Origin of the sequence: Pseudoduganella violacea, assembly GCF_014191875.1 — a bacterium.
GTDB lineage: Bacteria > Pseudomonadota > Gammaproteobacteria > Burkholderiales > Burkholderiaceae_D > Rugamonas > Rugamonas violacea_A.
Genome location: NZ_JACHXD010000010.1, coordinates 87,577 through 105,567, shown reverse-complemented (window position 1 = coordinate 105,567; position 17,991 = coordinate 87,577). Strand labels below are relative to the sequence as shown.

At 67.5% G+C, this 17,991-nt stretch carries 15 protein-coding genes; 12 read left to right on the top strand and 3 right to left on the bottom strand.

Annotation, left to right across the window (positions count from 1 at the left end; translation table 11 throughout):
* Window positions 1-5: 5 nt before the first annotated feature.
* Entirely contained in the window at window positions 6-842 is an 837-nt protein-coding gene (gene thiD / locus FHS03_RS17825; protein WP_183442290.1) for a bifunctional hydroxymethylpyrimidine kinase/phosphomethylpyrimidine kinase, read from the bottom strand.
* A gap of 95 nt (window positions 843-937) precedes the next feature.
* On the opposite strand from thiD, the gene FHS03_RS17820 reads away from it, so the two are divergent.
* The 6 genes from FHS03_RS17820 (at window position 938) to FHS03_RS17795 (ending at window position 10,610) form a co-directional block, all read left to right on the top strand.
* Window positions 938-1,090, top strand: a complete 153-nt coding sequence (locus FHS03_RS17820) for a rubredoxin (RefSeq protein WP_050411571.1) — start codon at window positions 938-940, stop codon at window positions 1,088-1,090.
* 61 nt (window positions 1,091-1,151) lie between these two features.
* Window positions 1,152-1,553, top strand: a complete 402-nt coding sequence (locus tag FHS03_RS17815; protein ID WP_050411572.1) for a response regulator — start codon at window positions 1,152-1,154, stop codon at window positions 1,551-1,553.
* 16 nt (window positions 1,554-1,569) lie between these two features.
* On the top strand, window positions 1,570-1,935 hold the full coding sequence (locus FHS03_RS17810; RefSeq protein WP_183442289.1) for a response regulator transcription factor: 366 nt from the start codon (window positions 1,570-1,572) through the stop codon (window positions 1,933-1,935).
* A 1-nt stretch (window position 1,936) separates the two neighbouring features.
* The gene (locus FHS03_RS17805; RefSeq protein ID WP_183442288.1) at window positions 1,937-2,497 is read left to right on the top strand and encodes a chemotaxis protein CheW; all 561 of its coding nucleotides are present in this window, start codon (window positions 1,937-1,939) and stop codon (window positions 2,495-2,497) included.
* 48 nt (window positions 2,498-2,545) lie between these two features.
* Complete coding sequence (locus FHS03_RS17800; protein ID WP_183442287.1) at window positions 2,546-4,858, top strand: methyl-accepting chemotaxis protein; 2,313 nt, start codon at window positions 2,546-2,548, stop codon at window positions 4,856-4,858.
* 7 nt (window positions 4,859-4,865) lie between these two features.
* A complete protein-coding gene (locus FHS03_RS17795; RefSeq protein ID WP_229426269.1) occupies window positions 4,866-10,610 on the top strand; it encodes a hybrid sensor histidine kinase/response regulator in 5,745 nt (1,914 codons plus the stop codon).
* A gap of 6 nt (window positions 10,611-10,616) precedes the next feature.
* Here the strand turns inward: FHS03_RS17795 and FHS03_RS17790 are convergent, their stop codons facing one another.
* Window positions 10,617-12,068, bottom strand: a complete 1,452-nt coding sequence (locus FHS03_RS17790; RefSeq protein ID WP_183442440.1) for a cryptochrome/photolyase family protein — start codon at window positions 12,066-12,068, stop codon at window positions 10,617-10,619.
* 285 nt (window positions 12,069-12,353) lie between these two features.
* On the opposite strand from FHS03_RS17790, the gene FHS03_RS17785 reads away from it, so the two are divergent.
* The 6 genes from FHS03_RS17785 to FHS03_RS17760 all read left to right on the top strand — a co-directional run bounded on the left by FHS03_RS17785 (window position 12,354) and on the right by FHS03_RS17760 (window position 17,023).
* Entirely contained in the window at window positions 12,354-12,935 is a 582-nt protein-coding gene (locus FHS03_RS17785) for a YqgE/AlgH family protein (protein ID WP_229426268.1), read from the top strand.
* Complete coding sequence (gene ruvX / locus FHS03_RS17780; protein WP_176347233.1) at window positions 12,928-13,326, top strand: Holliday junction resolvase RuvX; 399 nt, start codon at window positions 12,928-12,930, stop codon at window positions 13,324-13,326. The genes FHS03_RS17785 and ruvX overlap by 8 nt, the downstream gene beginning before the upstream one ends.
* Window positions 13,313-13,849 carry a bifunctional pyr operon transcriptional regulator/uracil phosphoribosyltransferase PyrR gene (gene pyrR / locus FHS03_RS17775; protein WP_183442285.1) on the top strand — a complete coding sequence of 179 codons (537 nt, stop codon included), beginning with the start codon at window positions 13,313-13,315 and terminating at the stop codon, window positions 13,847-13,849. The genes ruvX and pyrR overlap by 14 nt, the downstream gene beginning before the upstream one ends.
* Complete coding sequence (locus FHS03_RS17770; protein ID WP_050411581.1) at window positions 13,842-14,807, top strand: aspartate carbamoyltransferase catalytic subunit; 966 nt, start codon at window positions 13,842-13,844, stop codon at window positions 14,805-14,807. Before pyrR ends, FHS03_RS17770 begins: the two co-directional genes overlap by 8 nt.
* Window positions 14,804-16,108: a dihydroorotase gene (locus FHS03_RS17765; protein ID WP_183442284.1), complete on the top strand. Its 1,305-nt coding sequence runs from the start codon at window positions 14,804-14,806 to the stop codon at window positions 16,106-16,108. Before FHS03_RS17770 ends, FHS03_RS17765 begins: the two co-directional genes overlap by 4 nt.
* 141 nt (window positions 16,109-16,249) lie before the next feature.
* Window positions 16,250-17,023, top strand: a complete 774-nt coding sequence (locus tag FHS03_RS17760) for a lysophospholipid acyltransferase family protein (RefSeq protein ID WP_229426267.1) — start codon at window positions 16,250-16,252, stop codon at window positions 17,021-17,023.
* A 16-nt stretch (window positions 17,024-17,039) separates the two neighbouring features.
* Here FHS03_RS17760 and FHS03_RS17755 read toward each other — a convergent pair whose 3' ends face one another.
* Entirely contained in the window at window positions 17,040-17,906 is an 867-nt protein-coding gene (locus FHS03_RS17755) for a symmetrical bis(5'-nucleosyl)-tetraphosphatase (protein ID WP_183442283.1), read from the bottom strand.
* Between the last annotated feature and the right edge of the window lie 85 nt (window positions 17,907-17,991).

The following is a 17,991-nucleotide window of genomic DNA, read 5'->3' as shown; positions in this document are numbered from 1 at the left end:
TCGTTTCAATGGGGGTTGTGCAGCTTGAAAAATCGGTTGGGCACCAATTTGCCCATGCCATGGCGCTGGGCGTGGGCCAGCGTGCCGAAGGTGTATTGCTGGGCCAGATCGACGGCTTGCGGCGTTTCCGCGCCCAAGGCCATGAAGGCGGCGATCGCGCCCGACAGCGTGCCGCCGGCGCCGAGGAAGGAGCCGGGCAGGTGCTGCCAGCGGTCGTGGCGCACCACGCCGCCGGCGCCGTACAGGGTGTTGGCGCGCAGCGAGGCGTCGCTCGGCCCCTTGCCGGCCGGGGTGCCCGTCACCAGCACGTATTCGCAACCCAGGTCGATCAGGTGCTGGGCGTCGTCGGCCGTGGTTTCGCCGTTGCCCAGGTCGCGCCAGGTCTCGGCCAGGCGGCCCAGCTCCACCTGCGACAGCATCAGCAGGGTCGCCTGCGGCACCAGCAGCTGGCGCAGCACGGTGAGCATTTCGTCCATATCCTCGCCTTCGGGCAGTTCCGGCAGGCGCGAGCCGAAGGGATCGAGGACCAGGGACGCGTCCGGATAGTCCGACACCACCTCGGCGATGGCCGAGATATGCTCCATATTATCCAGCGCGCCGATCTTGAAGGCCGCCACCTGCACGTCTTCCAGCACCACGCGGGCCTGGTCGGCCACCCAGTCCGGGTCCACGTGCTGCTGGTCTTCGACCCCGGCGCTGTCGCCGATGAGCAGGGCGGTGGTCACGCCGAAGCCCTGGCAGTGCAGGGCCGAGAAGGTGGCCAGATCGGCGTGGACGCCGATCGCGCCGATCGGATCGGCGGCGCCAAATGTCAGGATGAGGGGCGAAGTTTGGTTTTGCACGGCGGGTAGATTAAGATACCTAATTCGGCATTTTACTTGATTGAGGATGGCAGAACGTGAGTAGCGAGGATACGACCCAAGAATTCCAGACCTGGATGTGCCTGATCTGCGGCTGGATTTACGACGAGGCGGCCGGCCTGCCGGACGAAGGCATCGCCCCTGGAACGCGCTGGGCCGACGTGCCCATGAACTGGGCCTGCCCGGAATGCGGCGCCCGCAAGGACGATTTCGAGATGGTCGCGATCTGAAACGCCCGCCCAGGCGCGGCACCCTGTGCTATCGTGTGGATAACATCCCGGTGAAACGATTATGACGACTACGCCGCAAGCGACAGGTTTGAAAATCATGGTGATCGACGATAGCAGTACCATCCGCCGCTCCGCCGAGATTTTCCTGAGCCAGGCCGGCTACCAGGTGCTGCTGGCCGAAGACGGCTTCGACGCCCTGGCCAAGATCAGCGACCACCACCCGGACCTGATCTTTTGCGACATCCTGATGCCGCGCCTGGACGGCTACCAGACCTGCGCCCTGATCAAGAAAAGCACGCGCTTCCATACGACCCCGGTGCTGATGCTGTCCTCCAAGGACGGCCTGTTCGACCGCGCGCGCGGCGCCATGGTCGGCTCGGCGGCCTATCTGACCAAACCTTTTACCAAAGACAGCCTGCTGGCGGCGGTGCGCGAGCACACGGCCGGCGCGGCAGGCGCATAAGACCAGCGAGGCAAGCATGGCCATCCAAAAAATCCTGATCGTCGACGATTCGCCCACCGAACGTTATTACCTCACCGATATCCTGGTGAAGAACGGCTTTTCCGTCACCACCGCCGAAAACGGCGAGGAGGCGCTGGACAAGATCAAGGCCGACAAGCCGGAGCTGATCCTGATGGACGTGGTGATGCCGGGGGCGAACGGCTTTCAGGTCACGCGCACCATCGCCCGCGATCCGGCCCTGCAGGACGTGCCGGTGATCATCTGCTCCAGCAAGAACCAGGAAACCGACCGGATCTGGGGCATGCGCCAGGGCGCCAAGGACTATCTGATCAAGCCGGTGGCGGCGGCCGAACTGCTGGCGAAGATCGCGGCCCTCGGCTGACATGGCCAGCGCGCACGGGCACGCGGCGGCAGCACCGGACGGCGCCGAGCGCCGCAGCCGGCTGCGCCAATACCAGGTGCAGCTGCTGGAGCGCATGCAGGCGGCCCAGGGCGGCGCGGGCAATGCCGGCCGCGAGCTGGGCGTGCAGGCCGGCGCGCTGCGCGGCCTGCTGGACCTGACCCAGATCGGCGAGATCGTGCACTGCCAGGCGCTGACGCCGGTGCCGCTGGCGCAGGACTGGTATCTGGGCCTGGCCAATATCCGCGGCAACCTGGTTGGGGTGGTCGACCTGGCGCGCTACCTGGGCGAAGCGCCCTGCGCGCCGGAGGCGGACAGCCGCTTCATCACCTTCGCGCCGGCCCTGGGCTATAACTGCGCCCTGCTGGTGGCGCGCGTGCTGGGCCTGCGCCGGCTGGACGAAATGCGGCCAAGCGACGCGGCGGCGGCCGATGCCCAGCCCTGGTGCGCGCAGCGGTTCGAGGACAAGGAAAACCAGGTCTGGACCCGCCTGGATCTGGGCTTGCTGGTGCGCGAGGCGCGCTTCCAGCAGGCCGGTAGATAAGAAAACCGCCACAGGCGGCGCCATACCAAGTAACCGGGGGATGCTGTAATGGTATTCAAGATATTCCCGCGCTCCACGGCGGGCAGCGCCGAGCCAGCGCCCAATTCGGAATTCGCCGGTTATGGCGACGGCAACTCGCAGTTCGGCCATACCGCCCCGCTGCCGGAGGCGGGCGCGCCGGCGGCCGCCGACGACAGCGAAGCGCCGCTGCGCCTGCGCGACGCCATCCGCCGCCGCGGCCCGGCGCCGGTGGCCGATACCGGCCCGGATTTCAAGCTGCCCCTGATCGGCCATCTGGCGCCGCAGCGCCAGTTAAGCATCCTCTCCAGCGCCTTGGCCCTGAGCCTGGCCTTGAGCGTGGCCTTTGTCGCCCTGTACGCGCATGAGGGCACACTGAGCTCCACCCGCACCCAGATCGCGGGCGACGCCCTGATGCACTCGCAGCGCATCGGCAAGGCCGCGCCGAACGCGGTGGAAGGCAATGCCGAAGCCTTCCGCCAGCTGGAAGAGAGCCGGCGCGAACTGAATCACGCCTTCACCCTGATGAGCAGCGGGGGCAGTTACGGCGGCCGCAGCGTGGGCGCCGCGCCGGCCGCGCTGGCGGGGACGCTGGGCCAGGCGCGCCGCGGCTGGGCGGAGTCGGACAAGGCGGCGGAAACCATCCTGCGCCTGAAGCCGGAATTGAGCGGCGTTGATAAAACCCTGCATAGCCTGAACGCCATGTCGCCCGAGCTGCTGGCCCTGAGCGAGGAAATCAGCTCGCTCAAGCTGCAGCGTGGCGGCAATGCGCGCGAGCTGGCGGCGCTGGGCAGGCTGTCCATGCTGACCCAGCGCATGAGCCGTGGCGCCAGCGAATTCCTGACGGCCGGCGGCATCAGTTCGGAAACGGCTTTCCAGCTGGGGCGCGACACCACCGTCTTCCGCAATACGGTCGATGGTTTCCTGAACGGCAGCGACAGCTTGCAGCTGCAGGCCACGCGCGACGCCGAGTTGCGCGAGAAACTGGGCCTGCTGAAAGGGCGCTTCGAGGAATACCAGGCCATGGTCGGCTCGATCCTGAACCGCCTGGATAAATTCACCGCCGCCAAAAGCGCCGAACAGCTGATCTTCAGCCGCAACGAAAATCTGCGGCAAAGCCTGGCGACCTTGCAGAACGCCTTCCGCGCGGAGCAGGAATCGCTGAATTACAGCTTCTGGCTGATGGTGGCGGGCGGCATGCTCACGCTGCTTTCGGCCGCCGCCATCGGGCGCGTGCTGCTGCAGGACTCGCACGCGCGCACGCGCGGCGCCGACCGCCGCCGCAAGGAGGCCGAGGCCATGCGCCTGCAGGCGCAGCAGAAGGAAGAAGAAGCCAAGGCCATGAACGCGCAGAACCAGGCGGCCATCCTGCGCCTGATGAACGAGCTGCAGGAAGTGGCGGACGGCGACCTGACGGTGCAGGCCACGGTGTCCGAGGACATCACCGGCGCCATCGCCGACTCGGTCAACTACACGGTGGAAGAGCTGCGCGGCCTGGTGGGCCGGGTCACGGTGACGGCCGAACAGGTGACGTCGGCCTCCACCCACGCGCAAGGCATCTCCAGCGACCTGCTGCTGGCCTCGCAGCAGCAGTCGCGCGAGATCCAGGACGCCAGCTCCACCGTGGTGAAGATGGCCAACGAGATCACCGAGGTGTCGAAGTCCGCCTCCGAATCGGCCGACGTGGCGCGCCAGTCGGTGGCGGCGGCGCGCCAGGGCGCGACGGCGGTGCAGAACGCCATCAAGGGCATGCACGAGATCCGCGAGCAGATCCAGGAAACCTCCAAGCGCATCAAGCGCCTGGGCGAATCCTCGCAGGAGATCGGCGAAATCACCGAGCTGATTTCCGACATCACGGAACAGACCAATGTGCTGGCGCTGAACGCCGCCATCCAGGCCGCGTCGGCGGGCGAGGCGGGGCGCGGCTTCTCGGTGGTGGCCGAAGAGGTGCAGCGCCTGGCCGAGCGTTCGGCCGGCGCGGCCAAGCAGATTGGCGCCCTGGTGCGGACCATCCAGACCGACACCCACGACGCCGTGGCGGCGATGGAAAAATCGACCCAGGGCGTGGTCGAGGGCGCGCGCCTGTCCGACGCGGCCGGTGCGGCGCTGGAGGATATCTCCCAAGTGTCGAACCGCCTGGCGGAGCTGATCCAGGGCATTTCGCGCGCCACCGGCATGCAGGCGACATCGGCCAGCGGCGTGGCGCACAATATCCAGCACATCCTGCAAGTCACGGAGCAGGCCAAGGATGGCACGCAGCAGACCGCGCAATCGGTGCGCAAGCTGTCGGTGCTGGCGCAGGAACTGAAAAACTCGGTATCGCGTTTCCGTATTACTTCTTGAGGCAAGAATGAGCAGAACTGATCTTCCCTATAGCGCAACGCCGCAATTCGACACCGGCCCGCTGTCATGGGTCATGGTGGAAATCCGCGAGGCGCTGGGGCGGTCAAGGACGGCGCTGTTCGAAGCCGGGGGCAGGGAGGCGGAAGACCAGGCCACCGCCCTGCAGCACGCCAAATCGCATCTGCACCAGGCCCACGGCGCCTTGCAGATGGTCGATGTGGATGGCGTGGTGGTGCTCACCGAACTGGCCGAGCAGGTGCTGGACCGCTTCAAGGCCGGCACGCTTAAATGCAACACCGACCATGTGCGGACAGTGGCGGAGCTGTACCAGGCGCTAACCGAATTCCTGCAGGAGCTGCTGGAAGGCGAGCCGCTGCAGCCGGTGCGGCTATTCCCCTGGTACCGCGAGGTGCAGGCCATGCTGGGCGCGGAGCGCGTGCATCCGGCCGACCTGTTCTTCCCCGATCTCTCGCCGCGCGCCGCCCTGTCGGCCGCAGCGCCGGATGCCGGCGCTCCCGATTACACGGCCTTGCGCCAGCGCTTCGAACGCGCGCTGCTGCCTTATCTGAAAGCGCCCGACGCCGCCGCCCAGATGGCGCAGGCCGCCGCGCTGCAGGACGCCGTCGCCGCCGTCGCCGACGCCCAGCAGGAACCGCAGGCGCGCGCCTTCTGGCTGGCGCAGCAGGCTTTCGCCGGGATGGTGGCCGCCGGCCAGCTCGAAAGCGGCCTGTATGTGAAGCAGCTGTTTGGCCTGATCAATCTGCAGCTGCGCCGCCAGTCGCAAGGCAATATGGCCTTGCCCGACAGCCTGCTGCGCGACGCCCTGTTCTTTGTTGCCGCCGCCGATGCCGACAGCCTGCCGCCGCTGGCGCAGCAGTTGCACCATGCGTATGCGCTGGAGCGCATGGTGCCGCGCGATTACGAGGCGAGGCGCTACGGCCAGCTCGATCAGGAAGCGCTGGCGCGCGCGCGCGAAGGCATGCAGCAGGCGCAAGCCGCCTGGCGCCGGCTGGAGCAGGCCGGCGGCGACGCGGCCCTCAACGATGAATTCGGACAGGCCTTGGCAATCGTCGGCGCGGCCGGCAGCAAGCTTGGGCTGCCCGCGCTGGCGACCCTGATGCGCCAGTTGGCCGACGTCGCCAACAGCGCCGCCACGGTCGGGCGCAGCGAGGAGCTGGGCCTGGAAATGGCGACGGCCCTGCTGTTCGCCGAACATGGCCTGGAGCAGATCCGCCATCTGCCCGACGATTTTGCGGCCCACGCCGACACCATCGGCGCGCGCCTGCAGGCCCTGTTGTCCGGCCAGACTCCGCCCCAGCCCGCGCAATGGCAGGGCAGCCTGGCGCGCCGCATGCAGCAGGACGATACGGTGGCGGCCCTGTCGACGGAGATGAAGACCGGCCTGCGCCAGGTGGAAAAAGTGCTGGACGATTATTACGCCGACCCGGCGCGCCGCGCCGAGCTGGCGCCGCTGGATGGCGTGCTGCACCAGTTGCAGGGCGCTTTGAGCCTGCTCGACCAGGACGACGCCGTGCGCGCCGCCCAGCATGTGCGCGCCGAAGTGCAGAAGCTGGCCGCTGGGCAGGGCGATCCGGCGCAGGAAGCGAAGCTGCTGGACCAGGTCGCGCAGAATGTCGGCGCGCTCGGCTTCTTCGTCGATACGCTGGCGCAGAATCCGGCCGGCGCGCGCGAGCGCTTCAGCTTCGATGCCGGGCAAGGCAGCTTCCGCGCCGTCCCCTTCCGCAAGATGGCGGGAGCGGAATCGATCCCGGTGCTGGAGGACGAAGTCGCGCCGCCCGCCACGCCGGTGCCGCCGCAGCAGGCGCCCGCCATGGCGCCATCGGATGCGCAGAGCGAGGCGGGCGACGCCGCCATCGAAGCCGAGCTGCTTGACATCTTCATCGCCGAGGCCCAGGACGTGCTGGCCTTCGTCGACGCCACCCTGGCCAAGCCGCGCGCCGAGGCGGGCAGCCTGGATCATCTGACGATGCTGCGCCGCTCCTTCCACACATTGAAGGGCAGCGGCCGCATGGTGGGCCTGAACCATTTCGCCGATGCGGCGGGAGCGGTGGAGCGCACCATGAACCAGTGGCTGGCCGAGGAGCGCCCCGCCAGCGATGCGCTGTTCGCGCTGCTGGAACACGCCGCCGCCGAACTGGGCGCCTGGGTCGGCGAACTGGTTGCCGCTGGCGCTTCGCCGCGCAACGGCCTGGCCCTGATCGCCGCCGCCGGCCGCGTGCAGGCAGGCGGCGCCTTCGCGCTGGAGGCGGAAGCCGCCGCCGAGCCAGCGCCCGAACCGGTGTCTGAACCCAGCGCCGCAGAAGATGCCGCGCATGATGCTGACGCTGACGCCGGCGTTGATACCGCCGCCGGCGGGGGCGAAGTCGCGCCGCCGCAGGAGAGTGCCGCGCCGCGTCCCGCGGCGACGGTGAACGGCAATGTGATCGACTTCCCGGCGGCGACCACGCCAGCCGCCCAGCCGGGCGAGGACAATATCAAGTTCGTTGGCCGCCTCGCCATTCCTCTGCCGCTGTACAACATCTATCTGGCCGAAACCGATGAAATCGTGCGCCTGCTGGCGCGCGACTTCGGCGAATGGCGCCACGAGCCGCGCCGCCCTGTCAGCCCGGAAGCCCTGCAGGCCGCGCACACGCTGGCCGGCACCTCGGCCACGGTCGGCTTCAAGGCGCTGCGCGAACTGGCGTATGCGCTGGAATCGACCTTGCTGGCCCTGAGCGCGCCCGCGCCCCAGCTCGACCACGCCCAGCACGACCTGCTCGACTTCTCGGTGGAGCGCGTGCGCCAGATGCTGCAAAGCTTCGCCGCCGCCGACATGCCGCCCGAACAGCCGGAGCTGATCGCCGCCCTCGACAAGCTGCGGGCCGAACTGGCCAGCCCGGCCCGCACCGGCGCGGAACTCGACGCCCGGCTCGACTCCTTGTTGGCCGACAGCGAAGGCGCGGAACTGCCGCAGCCTGTTCCCGGCATGGCCGCCCATGCCATGCCGGCGGAGTCGCCGCTGGAAGAAACCCAGGTTCCAGCGCCCTCCGCCGAAGACGAGTTGGCGGCCCGCCTCGACGCGCTGTTTACCGACACTTACCACAGCCTGATCGCCAGCCCGCCGCCGGCCCCGCAGCGCGCAGCGCGCCCGGCCGCACCGGCCGCCAGCGCCGCCGCCAGCGACGATATCGACGACCTGTTCGCCTCCGCCTTCGACGACAGCTTCGCGCCCGTCGCACCGCTGGAGGCGTCCGAGCTGGCGCCTTTGAGCGAGCACGCCGCCGGCCCCGCGTCGCTGCCGCCCGAAGCGCCGGCCGCCGAACCGGCAGCGCTGCTGGAAGCGTCAAGCGCAACGCCCGTCGAAACGCCGACCGAAGCACCGACTGGTGCAGCGGCCGCCCCCCCGGCCGGCGCCGAAACCGGTGCCGCGGTCGACCTCGATTCCGAAGTCGAAGTGCTGGCGCTGCCCGGCGCGCCGGCCGAACTGGCAACGCCCGCTCCCGGCAGCTTCCAGGACGAAATCGATGCCGACCTGCTGCCGGTCTTCCTCGAAGAAGGTGCCGACCTGCTGCCGCAGATCGGCGAAGCGCTGCGCACCTGGCAGCACAATCCCGCCGATTTCAGCCACGCCCAGATGCTGCAGCGCGTGCTGCATACGGTGAAGGGCAGCGCGCGCATGGCCGGCGCCATGCGCCTCGGCCAGCACGCCCATGAAATCGAAACCCATATCGAAAACATGGTGCACGCGGGCAGCGCCACGCCGCATGCGTTCGAAGAGCTGCTGGCCCACTACGACCATGCCCTGCTGCTGTTCGAACAGTTGCAAGACCCGGCGGCCCTGCAAGGCGCCGTCGTCCAGCCCGGAGCGGCCGTGCCGGATGGCGCTGCGCCAGGCGCGCTGGAAAGCACCGACCCCGCCTCCGACGTCGCCGCCAAAACGCCGCTGGTGCGCGTGCGCGCCGACATTCTCGACCGGCTGGTGAACCAGGCCGGCGAAGTGTCGATCAGCCGTTCGCGCCTGGAAAACGAGGTAGGCTCCCTGCGCGCCTCCCTGAACGACTTCTCGGAAAACCTGAACCGCCTGCGCCGCCAACTGCGCGAAGTGGAAATGCAGGCCGAAACGCAGATCGCCTCGCGCATGTCGATTTCCGGCGAGCGCGAATTCGACCCCCTGGAGTTCGACCGCTTCACCCGCCTGCAGGAATTGACCCGCATGATGGCCGAAAGCGTGAACGACGTGGCGGCCTTCCATGAAAACCTGGGCCGCTCGGTGGAGGCGGCCAGCGGCGACCTGAATCAGCAGGCGCGCATGACGCGCGAATTGCAGCGCGACCTGATGCGGGTGCGCATGGTGCCGTTCGCCAGCATCTCGGAGCGCCTGTTCCGCGTGGCGCGCCAGAGCGCCAAGGAAGTCGACAAACGTGTCAATTTGGATATCCGCGGTAGCGCCGTGGACATCGACCGCAGCGTGCTGGAACGCATGGCGGCGCCTTTCGAGCATCTGCTGCGCAACGCCATCGTGCATGGCGTCGAAACGCGCGAGCGGCGCGGCGCGGCGGGCAAGGAGGAAATCGGCGAGCTGCTGATCCAGGTCAGCCAGCAGGGCAACGAGGTGGTGATCGAATTCAGCGACGACGGCGCCGGCCTCGATCTGCAGCGCATCCGCGCCAAGGCGCGCAGCGTCGGCCTGCTGGGCGAAACGGAGGAGGTGAGCGATGCCGAGGCGGCCAATCTGATCTTCGAACCGGGCTTCTCCACCGCCGACACCCTGACCGAGCTGGCCGGGCGCGGCGTCGGCATGGACATCGTGCGCGCCGAGGCGCAAGCCCTGGGCGGCCGCATCGACACCATGAGCGAAAGCGGCAAGGGCGCGCGCTTCACCATCCATCTGCCGCTGACGCTGGCCGTGACCCAGGTGGTGCTGCTGTCGGCCGGCGGCCGCATGTATGCCCTGCCGTCGGTGCAGGTCGAGCAGGTGCTGCAGATGAAGGACACGGCGCTGGGCGAGGCCCAGGCCAAGGGCGAACTGGTGCTGCATGGCCAGCACACCGCCTTGCACTACTTGCCGGAACTGCTCGGCGGCGCGGCCGTGCGCATGCCGGCGCAGCGCTCCGCGCCGGTGCTGATGCTGCGCAATGGCAGCGATAAACTGGCCCTGCATGTGGATGAAGTGCTGGGCAACCGCGAAGTGGTGATCAAGAATATCGGCCCGCAACTGGCGCGCATGCCCGGCATCGCCGGCGCCACCGTGCTTGGTTCGGGAGAGATCGTACTGATCCTCAATCCCCTGGCCCTGGTGCAGCACCTGGCCCAGCATCCCGAGCTGCGCGCCGAGTATGCCGAAGCGGCCGGCAGCGTGGCGGCAGGGCAGGGCGAACGGCCGGGATGCACCGTGATGGTGGTCGACGATTCGCTCACCGTGCGCAAGGTCACGCAACGCCTGCTGGAGCGCGAGGGTTACCAGGTGGTGCTGGCCAAGGATGGCGTGGACGCGCTGGAACAGATGCAGGAGCTGCGCCCCGACATGATGCTGGTCGATATCGAGATGCCGCGCATGGACGGTTTCGACCTCACGCGCAATGTGCGCGGCGACGCCCGCACGCGCGACATCCCCATCATCATGATCACCTCGCGCAGCGCCGACAAGCACCGCAACTACGCCATGGAACTGGGTGTGAATGCCTACTTCGGCAAGCCCTACCAGGAGGCGGTGCTGCTGAGCGCCATTGCCGGCCTGCTGCCGGCGGCTTGACCGGGTTTAGGCCGGCGCCTTCACCACCGCATAGCGTTCCAGCGTACGCTTGCGCGCCGCGTCGTGCTGCACGATGGGTTCCGGATAATCGCGTCCCAGTTCGATGCCGCGCTGCGCCAGCAGCATGCGCGGCACCAGCCAGGGCGCGTGGATTTCCTTGTCCGACAGCTTGGCCAGCTGCGGCAGGTAGCGGCGGATAAAGCGGCCTTCGGCATCGAACTTCTCCGACTGCGTGATCGGGTTGAAGATGCGGAAATAGGGCTGGGCATCGCAGCCCGAGGACGAAGCCCACTGCCAGCCGCCGTTATTCGCCGCCAGGTCGAAATCGTTCAGGTGCAGGGCGAAATAGGCTTCGCCGCGCCGCCAGTCGATGCCCAGATCCTTGATCAGGAAGCAGGCCGCCACCATGCGCAAGCGGTTGTGCATATAGCCGGTCTGGTTGATCTGGGCCATGGCCGCGTCGACCAGGGGATAGCCGGTGCGGCCCTCGCACCAGGCGGCGAAAGCGGCATCGGCCTCGGGGCCGGTCTCCCACTCGATGGCGTCATAGGCCGGCTTGAACGAGGCGTGCACCACATGCGGATGCTGGTACAGGATCATCATGTAGAACTCGCGCCAGATCAGTTCCGACAGCCAGACCGCGCCGCCTTCCCCGGCCTGGCCGCGCGCCGACAGCTCGGCCACGGTGCGCACCAGGTGGCGGATCGACACCGTGCCGAAGCGCAGGTGCAGGGACAGGTAGGACGGCCCTTTGAGCGCCGGATAATCGCGCGCGAAGCCATAGTCGGCCACGCGGGCCTGGAAGTTCGCGAACAGCGCCGCGCCGCCCGCCATGCCGGTGGGGATGGCCAATTCGCCCAGATTGCTCGGCTCAAATCCCAGTTCGGCCAAGGTGGGCAGGGTGCCCGCGCCGGGCGCCAGGCTGGCCGCATACGGTTCGACCTGCCATGGCGCCAGGCAGGAAGGATCGGCCTGCATTTTCTTGAGCCAGGCGTTCTTGTACGGCGTGAACACCGAAAACGGCGTGCCGGCTTGCGACAGCACCTCGTCCTTCTCGAAAATCACCTGGTCCTTGAAGCTGTGGAAGCCGCGGCCCTGCGCCGCCAGCGCGGCCGCCACGGCGGCGTCGCGTGCGATCGCCTGCGGCTCGTAATCGTGGTTGGCGAACACCGCCTCGGCGCCCAGTTCGGCCGCCAGCGCGGGAATCGCCGTGGCCGCGTCGGCATGGCGCACCAGCAGATGGCCGCCCAGCTGTTGTAAATCCGCACCCAGCGCCGCCACGCTGGCGTGGATGAAGTCGACGCGGCGGTCGCGCTGCGGCAAGCCGTCCAGGATCGCTTTGTCGAAGACAAAGACGCAAAATACGCGGCGGCTGCGGCGCAGCGCATGGTGCAGTGCAGCGTGGTCGAAGCTGCGCAAGTCGCGGCGGAACCAGACCAGGGTGGTGTCAAAAGCCATATTCAAGGAGTAAATCATATTGCAAGCCGGGTTTTTGCCATGGGCGCGGCCAGGAATGCGCTTGGCAGGGCGGCGGAAAATGGCCGGACCGGCAATTCATAGTAAACTGTCGGTGTATACGCGGCGGCCGCTTCGGCGCGGGCCGTGCGATATTACAGCAAAGCATAGAGAAGAACACACCGCAGCCTAGCAGAGAGAGCAAAGCGTATGAAGAAAAGCAAAGTCAGCACGACTCTACCTGTACCCGGCCTGTTACGCGAACCCCGCGACCCAGAGGAGCAAGCAATGTCCATGGCTGCCCCGGCGCTGAACCTGGCGAACCACTTCCTGATCGCCATGCCATCCATGCAGGATCCCGTCTTCGGCGGGACCGTGGTCTACGTCTGCGAGCACAATGAAAACGGCGTGCTCGGCGTAGTCATCAACAAACCCACCGATATGACCATGCAGGTGCTGTTCGACCGCATCGAGCTGGACGTGGCCTCCAGCCTGGACCGCCACGTGGCGGACGAACCCATCATGTTCGGCGGCCCGGTGCAGGACGACCGCGGCTTTGTGCTGCACACGCCCGGCGCGCGCTACTCCTCCTCGCTGACGGTGACCGAGGAAGTGGCTTTCACCACCTCGATCGACGTGCTGGAAGCGGTGGCGCGCGGCAGCGGCCCGCGCCGCGTGCTGGTATCGATCGGCTATTCGGGCTGGAGTCCCGGCCAGCTGGAGGACGAGATCAGCCGCAATGGCTGGCTCACCGTCGGCGCCGACGCCCGCATCCTGTTCGACCTGCCGGTCGAGGAACGCTATATGGCGGCCATGAAGCTGCTCGGCATCGATCCCCTGATGCTCACTTCCGAAGCGGGCCATGCATAGTCCGGAAACCGTGTTTGGCTTTGACTTCGGCATCAAGCGCATTGGTGTCGCGATGGGGAATACGATGATCGGCCAGGCTTCCCCGCTGGCCGTGGTCAGCTCGGTGGGCAACGACGCCCGCTTTGCCGAAATCAAGGCCCTGATCGACCAGTGGGGGCCGACGCGCATCGTGGTCGGCCTGCCTTTCCATCCCGACGGCGCGGAACATGAAATGACCGCGCGCTGCCGCCGCTTCGCCAACCAGCTGCATGGCCGCTTCAACCTGCCCGTGGTGCTGGTGGACGAACGCTATTCCTCGGCCATGATCCAGGCCAAGCGCGGCGAGATCATCGACGACCGCGCCGCCGCCATCATTCTGCAACAATACTTTGACGAATATGTCCCACAATAACCTCCCCCTGGCCGATGCCGCCGCGCTCGACGCGGAAGCGCTGTACGCCACCCTGCTCGCGCAGGTGAAAGCCGGTCTGGCCGAGGCCAGCGATCCGGCCATTCTCGGCATTCATTCCGGCGGCGCCTGGATCGCCGAGCGCCTGGCGCGCGATCTGGGCCTGAGCCAGCGCTGCGGCGCGATCGACGTCTCCTTCTACCGCGACGACTACGCGAAAAAAGGCTTGCCGGCCGAAGTGAAGCCGACCCAGATCGGCTTCAATGTCGATGGCGCCACCATCCTGCTGGTGGACGACGTGCTGTACACCGGCCGCACCACGCGCGCCGCCATCAACGAATTGTTCGACTACGGCCGTCCGGCGCGCATCATGCTGGCCTCCCTGGTCGACCGCGGCGAACGCCAGCTGCCGATCGCCGCCGATTTCGTCGCCGCCCACACCCGCGTGGGGCAGGGCAAGGCGCTGCGCCTGCAACAATCCGACGCCGGAACCTTCACCCTGACTATCGTGGAAGACCATGCTTAACCCGCAACTGAATAAACACGGCGAGCTGCAGCACCTGCTGACCACCGAAGGCCTGCCCAAGGCCATCATCAACCAGATTCTCGATACCGCCTCGTCCTTCGTCGGCGTGTCCGACCGCGATGTGAAGAAGGTGCCGCTGATGCGCGGCAAAAGCGTGTTCAACCTCTTCTTCGAGAACTCGACGCGTACCCGCACCACCTTCGAGATCGCGTCCAAGCGCCTGTCGGCCGACGTCATCAACCTGAATATCCAGGCTTCCTCGGCCAGCAAGGGCGAATCCCTGCTCGACACCATCGACAACCTGTCGGCCATGCACGCCGATATGTTCGTGGTGCGCCACGCGCAATCGGGCGCGCCCTACCTGATCGCCAAGCACCTGATCGACACCAAGCAGCCCCACGTGCACGTGGTGAACGCCGGCGACGGCCGCCACGCCCACCCGACCCAGGGCTTGCTGGACATGTACACCATCCGCCACTACAAGAAGGATTTCACCAATCTGACCGTGGCCATCGTGGGCGACATCCTGCACAGCCGCGTGGCCCGTTCCGACATCCACGCCCTGACCACCTTGGGCGTGCCCGAAATCCGCGCCATCGGCCCGCACACCCTGCTGCCGGGCGGCCTGGAACAGCTGGGCGTGCGCACCTTCACCAATATGGATGAAGGCCTCAAAGGCGTGGACGTGATCATCATGCTGCGCCTGCAGAACGAGCGCATGAGCGGCGCCCTGCTGCCCTCGGCCCAGGAATACTTCAAGAGCTACGGCCTGACGCCGGAGCGCCTGGCGCTGGCCAAGCCGGACGCCATCGTGATGCACCCGGGCCCGATGAACCGCGGCGTGGAAATCGATTCGGCGGTGGCGGACGGCCCGCAGGCAGTGATCCTGCCGCAGGTGACGTTCGGTATCGCGGTCCGCATGGCGGTGATGAGTATTTTGGCAGGAAACCAAGGATGAAACTTCATATCAAGAACGGCCGCCTGATCGACCCGGCCAACGGCATCGACGCAGTACAGGATCTGTTTATCGCCGACGGCAAAGTGGCCGCCGTGGGCGCCGCGCCGGCCGGCTTTGCCGCCGAGCGCGTGATCGACGCCAGCGGCCTGGTGGTCGCGCCCGGCCTGGTCGACCTCTCGGCCCGCCTGCGCGAGCCGGGCTACGAATACAAGGCCACGCTGGAATCGGAAATGCAGGCGGCCGTGCAGGGCGGCGTCACCAGCCTGGTGTGCCCGCCCGACACCGACCCCGTGCTCGACGAGCCGGGCCTGGTGGAAATGCTCAAGCACCGCGCGCGCGGCCTGAACCAGGCCAATGTGCACCCGCTGGGCGCCCTGACCGTCGGCCTCAAAGGCCGCGCGCTGACCGAGATGGCCGAGCTGACCGAAGCGGGCTGCATCGGCTTCTCGCAAGCCGAAGTGCCGGTGGAAGACACCACCGTGCTGCTGCGCGCCATGCAATACGCCAAGACCTTCGGCTACACCGTCTGGCTGCGTCCGCAGGACGCGCATATCGGCCGCGGCGGCATCGCCCATAGCGGCCCGCTGGCTTCGCGCCTGGGCCTGTCCGGCGTGCCGGTGATGGCCGAAACCATCGCCCTGCACACCATCTTCGAGCTGATGCGCGCCAGCGGCGCCCGCGTCCACCTGTGCCGCCTGTCCTCGGCCGCCGGCCTGGAACTGGTGCGCGCCGCCAAGGCTGAAGGCTTGCCGGTCAGCTGCGACGTTGGCGTGCACCACGTCCACCTGACCGACGCCGACATCAACTTCTTCGACTCGAACGCGCGCGTCACCCCGCCGTTCCGCAGCCAGCGCGACCGCGACGCCATCCGCGCCGGCCTGCTCGACGGCACGGTGGACGCCCTGTGCTCGGACCACACCCCGGTCGACGACGACGAAAAACTGCTGCCCTTCGGCGAAGCCTCGCCCGGCGCCACCGGCCTGGAGCTGCTGCTGTCCCTGACCCTGAAATGGGTCGAAGACTACGCCGCCGGCCAGCAGGACGGCCTGGCGCGCGCCCTGTCGCGCGTCACCTCGGAAGCGGCGCGCGTCGCCGGCTTGAGCGCCGGCCGCCTCGACGTGGGCGCCGTGGCCGACGTCTGTCTGTTCGATCCGGCCGCGCGCTGGACGGTGGAAGCGGGCGCCTTGGCCAGCCAAGGCAAGCATACCCCCTTCCTCGGCTACGAGCTGAGCGGCCAGGTGCAAGCGACCATCGTCGCCGGCCACCTCGCCTACGAGCGCCGTGCCGCCAACGCCGCTTGATCTCCCTCAAACAATGTCCGACCCTAGTGTCAGGCACCAGGGTCGGACATTCTTTGATCTATCGCAAACAATGTCCAACCTTGGTGCCTGACACCAGGGTGGGACATTCTTTGATTTATCGCAAACCGGGTTTGGTGTGATTTGAATCTGAGACTCATTTTTCGCGTGGCACGGGTGGTGCTGCATCTGCTGCAGGGGATGGTGACTTGCGCCATCGTGTTTCCGTGGATCGGCGGCGCGCGCCGCAACGACCATGTGCGCCGCTGGTCGCGCCAGCTGTTGCGGCTGTGTAATGTGGAAGTGGAGGTGGTCGCCGGCGGCGCCGAGCCGCTGCAGCAGGCCATGATCGTGGCTAACCATATTTCCTGGCTGGATATTTTCGTCATCAATGCGCTGTATCCTTGCCGCTTCGTGGCGAAGGCGGAAATCCGTTCCTGGCCGCTGGCGGGCTGGCTGGTGGAGAAGGCCGGCACGGTCTTCATCGCGCGCGGCAGCCGGCGCGACCTGCGCCATATCTTCAAGGGCCTGGTGCACAGCCTGCAGGCGGGCGAGCGCGTGGCTTTCTTCCCGGAGGGCACGACGGCGCCCCAGGGTTCCATCCTGCCTTTCCATGCCAATCTGTTCGAGGCGGCCATCGACGCTAAGGTGATGGTGCAGCCGTTCGCGCTATCCTATGCCGATGCGCGCGGCGAGCGTCATCCGACAGTCGATTTCGTCGGCGAGATGACCTTTGTGCAGAGTATTCTGGCGATCCTGGACGGACCGCCCGTGACGGCGCGCCTGCATTGCCTGCCGGCTAGCGATGCGACGGGCACCCACCGCCGCGAGCTGGCCCAGGCCAGCCATGACGCCATCGCCGCCGCGCTGGGCCTGGTGCCGCTGACGGCCGAGGCGGCCAGCCAGGCCAGCCACTGAGCCATCCGCTCCGTGCTCAGGCGCCGTGGCGGGCGCCCGTGTGCACGCAGATCTGCGGACATTCCTCCTGCAGCAGTTGGCGGTCGTCAAGGCAGACGGCCGACAGCTGGCCGCCCCAGACGCAGCCGCTGTCGAGCGCGATCAGGCGCGGCTTGAGCTGCAAGCCCAGCGCCGACCAGTGGCCGAACACCACAGTGACGTCGGCCGTGCGCCGTCCCGGCACTTCGAACCACGGCATCAGGCCGCTGGCCGGGTCGGCCTTGGCGCTTTCCTTGAGCTTGAAATCCATCACCCCGTCGGCGCTGCAGAAGCGCATGCGCGTCAGCGCGTTGACGATGCAGCGCAGGCGCTCCGGCCCGGCCAGGTCCTCGCTCCAGCGGTCCGGGCTGTTGCCATACATCTGGCGCAGGAAGCCGACCCAGTCCGGGCCGCGCAGCGCCGCTTCCACCTCGGCCGCGTGGGCCAGGGTCGCGGCCGCCGACCATTGCGGCAGCACGCCGCCGTGCACCAGCAAGTGATTTTTGTGCAGCAGGGCCATCGGACGCTGGCGCAGCCAGTGCAGCAGGGCGTCGCGGTCGGGCGCGCCAAGGATGGGCATGATGGTGTCGGCCGCCGACTCGGGGCGGATGCCGTTGGCCACGGCCAGCAGGTGCAGGTCATGGTTGCCGAGCACGGTGTCGATGCGGCCATCGCTGCCCTGGGACAGGGCCTGCACATAACGCAAGGTGGCGAGCGAATCCGGGCCGCGGTTGATCAGGTCGCCGCAGAAGAGGATGGCCGGCGGCGGCGCGCCGGCCGCGTGTTCCTGCGCCAGGATGCGCTCGACCAGGGCCACGGCCTGCTGGTGACAACCTTGCAGGTCGCCGATGACGAAAGTTTTCATGGAGGGGGAAAGCGTTGCGGCCAAGGTGATATTTCTTAAAGGTATTGGTTGGGCAGGGTTTTTTTAACCGTGGAAGGCTCAGTTT

Bases quoted from the DNA above. Each gene is read 5' to 3' on its own strand.
- FHS03_RS17795 (WP_229426269.1), top strand. From the start codon at position 4,866: ATGAGCAGAACTGATCTTCCCTATAGCGCAACGCCGCAATTCGACACC.
- FHS03_RS17805 (WP_183442288.1), top strand. From the start codon at position 1,937: ATGGCCAGCGCGCACGGGCACGCGGCGGCAGCACCGGACGGCGCCGAG.
- FHS03_RS17785 (WP_229426268.1), top strand. From the start codon at position 12,354: ATGTCCATGGCTGCCCCGGCGCTGAACCTGGCGAACCACTTCCTGATC.
- FHS03_RS17810 (WP_183442289.1), top strand. From the start codon at position 1,570: ATGGCCATCCAAAAAATCCTGATCGTCGACGATTCGCCCACCGAACGT.
- FHS03_RS17815 (WP_050411572.1), top strand. From the start codon at position 1,152: ATGACGACTACGCCGCAAGCGACAGGTTTGAAAATCATGGTGATCGAC.
- ruvX (WP_176347233.1), top strand. From the start codon at position 12,928: ATGCATAGTCCGGAAACCGTGTTTGGCTTTGACTTCGGCATCAAGCGC.
- pyrR (WP_183442285.1), top strand. From the start codon at position 13,313: ATGTCCCACAATAACCTCCCCCTGGCCGATGCCGCCGCGCTCGACGCG.
- FHS03_RS17800 (WP_183442287.1), top strand. From the start codon at position 2,546: ATGGTATTCAAGATATTCCCGCGCTCCACGGCGGGCAGCGCCGAGCCA.
- FHS03_RS17820 (WP_050411571.1), top strand. From the start codon at position 938: ATGTGCCTGATCTGCGGCTGGATTTACGACGAGGCGGCCGGCCTGCCG.
- FHS03_RS17770 (WP_050411581.1), top strand. From the start codon at position 13,842: ATGCTTAACCCGCAACTGAATAAACACGGCGAGCTGCAGCACCTGCTG.
- FHS03_RS17765 (WP_183442284.1), top strand. From the start codon at position 14,804: ATGAAACTTCATATCAAGAACGGCCGCCTGATCGACCCGGCCAACGGC.
- FHS03_RS17755 (WP_183442283.1), bottom strand. From the start codon at position 17,906: ATGAAAACTTTCGTCATCGGCGACCTGCAAGGTTGTCACCAGCAGGCC.
- FHS03_RS17790 (WP_183442440.1), bottom strand. From the start codon at position 12,068: ATGGCTTTTGACACCACCCTGGTCTGGTTCCGCCGCGACTTGCGCAGC.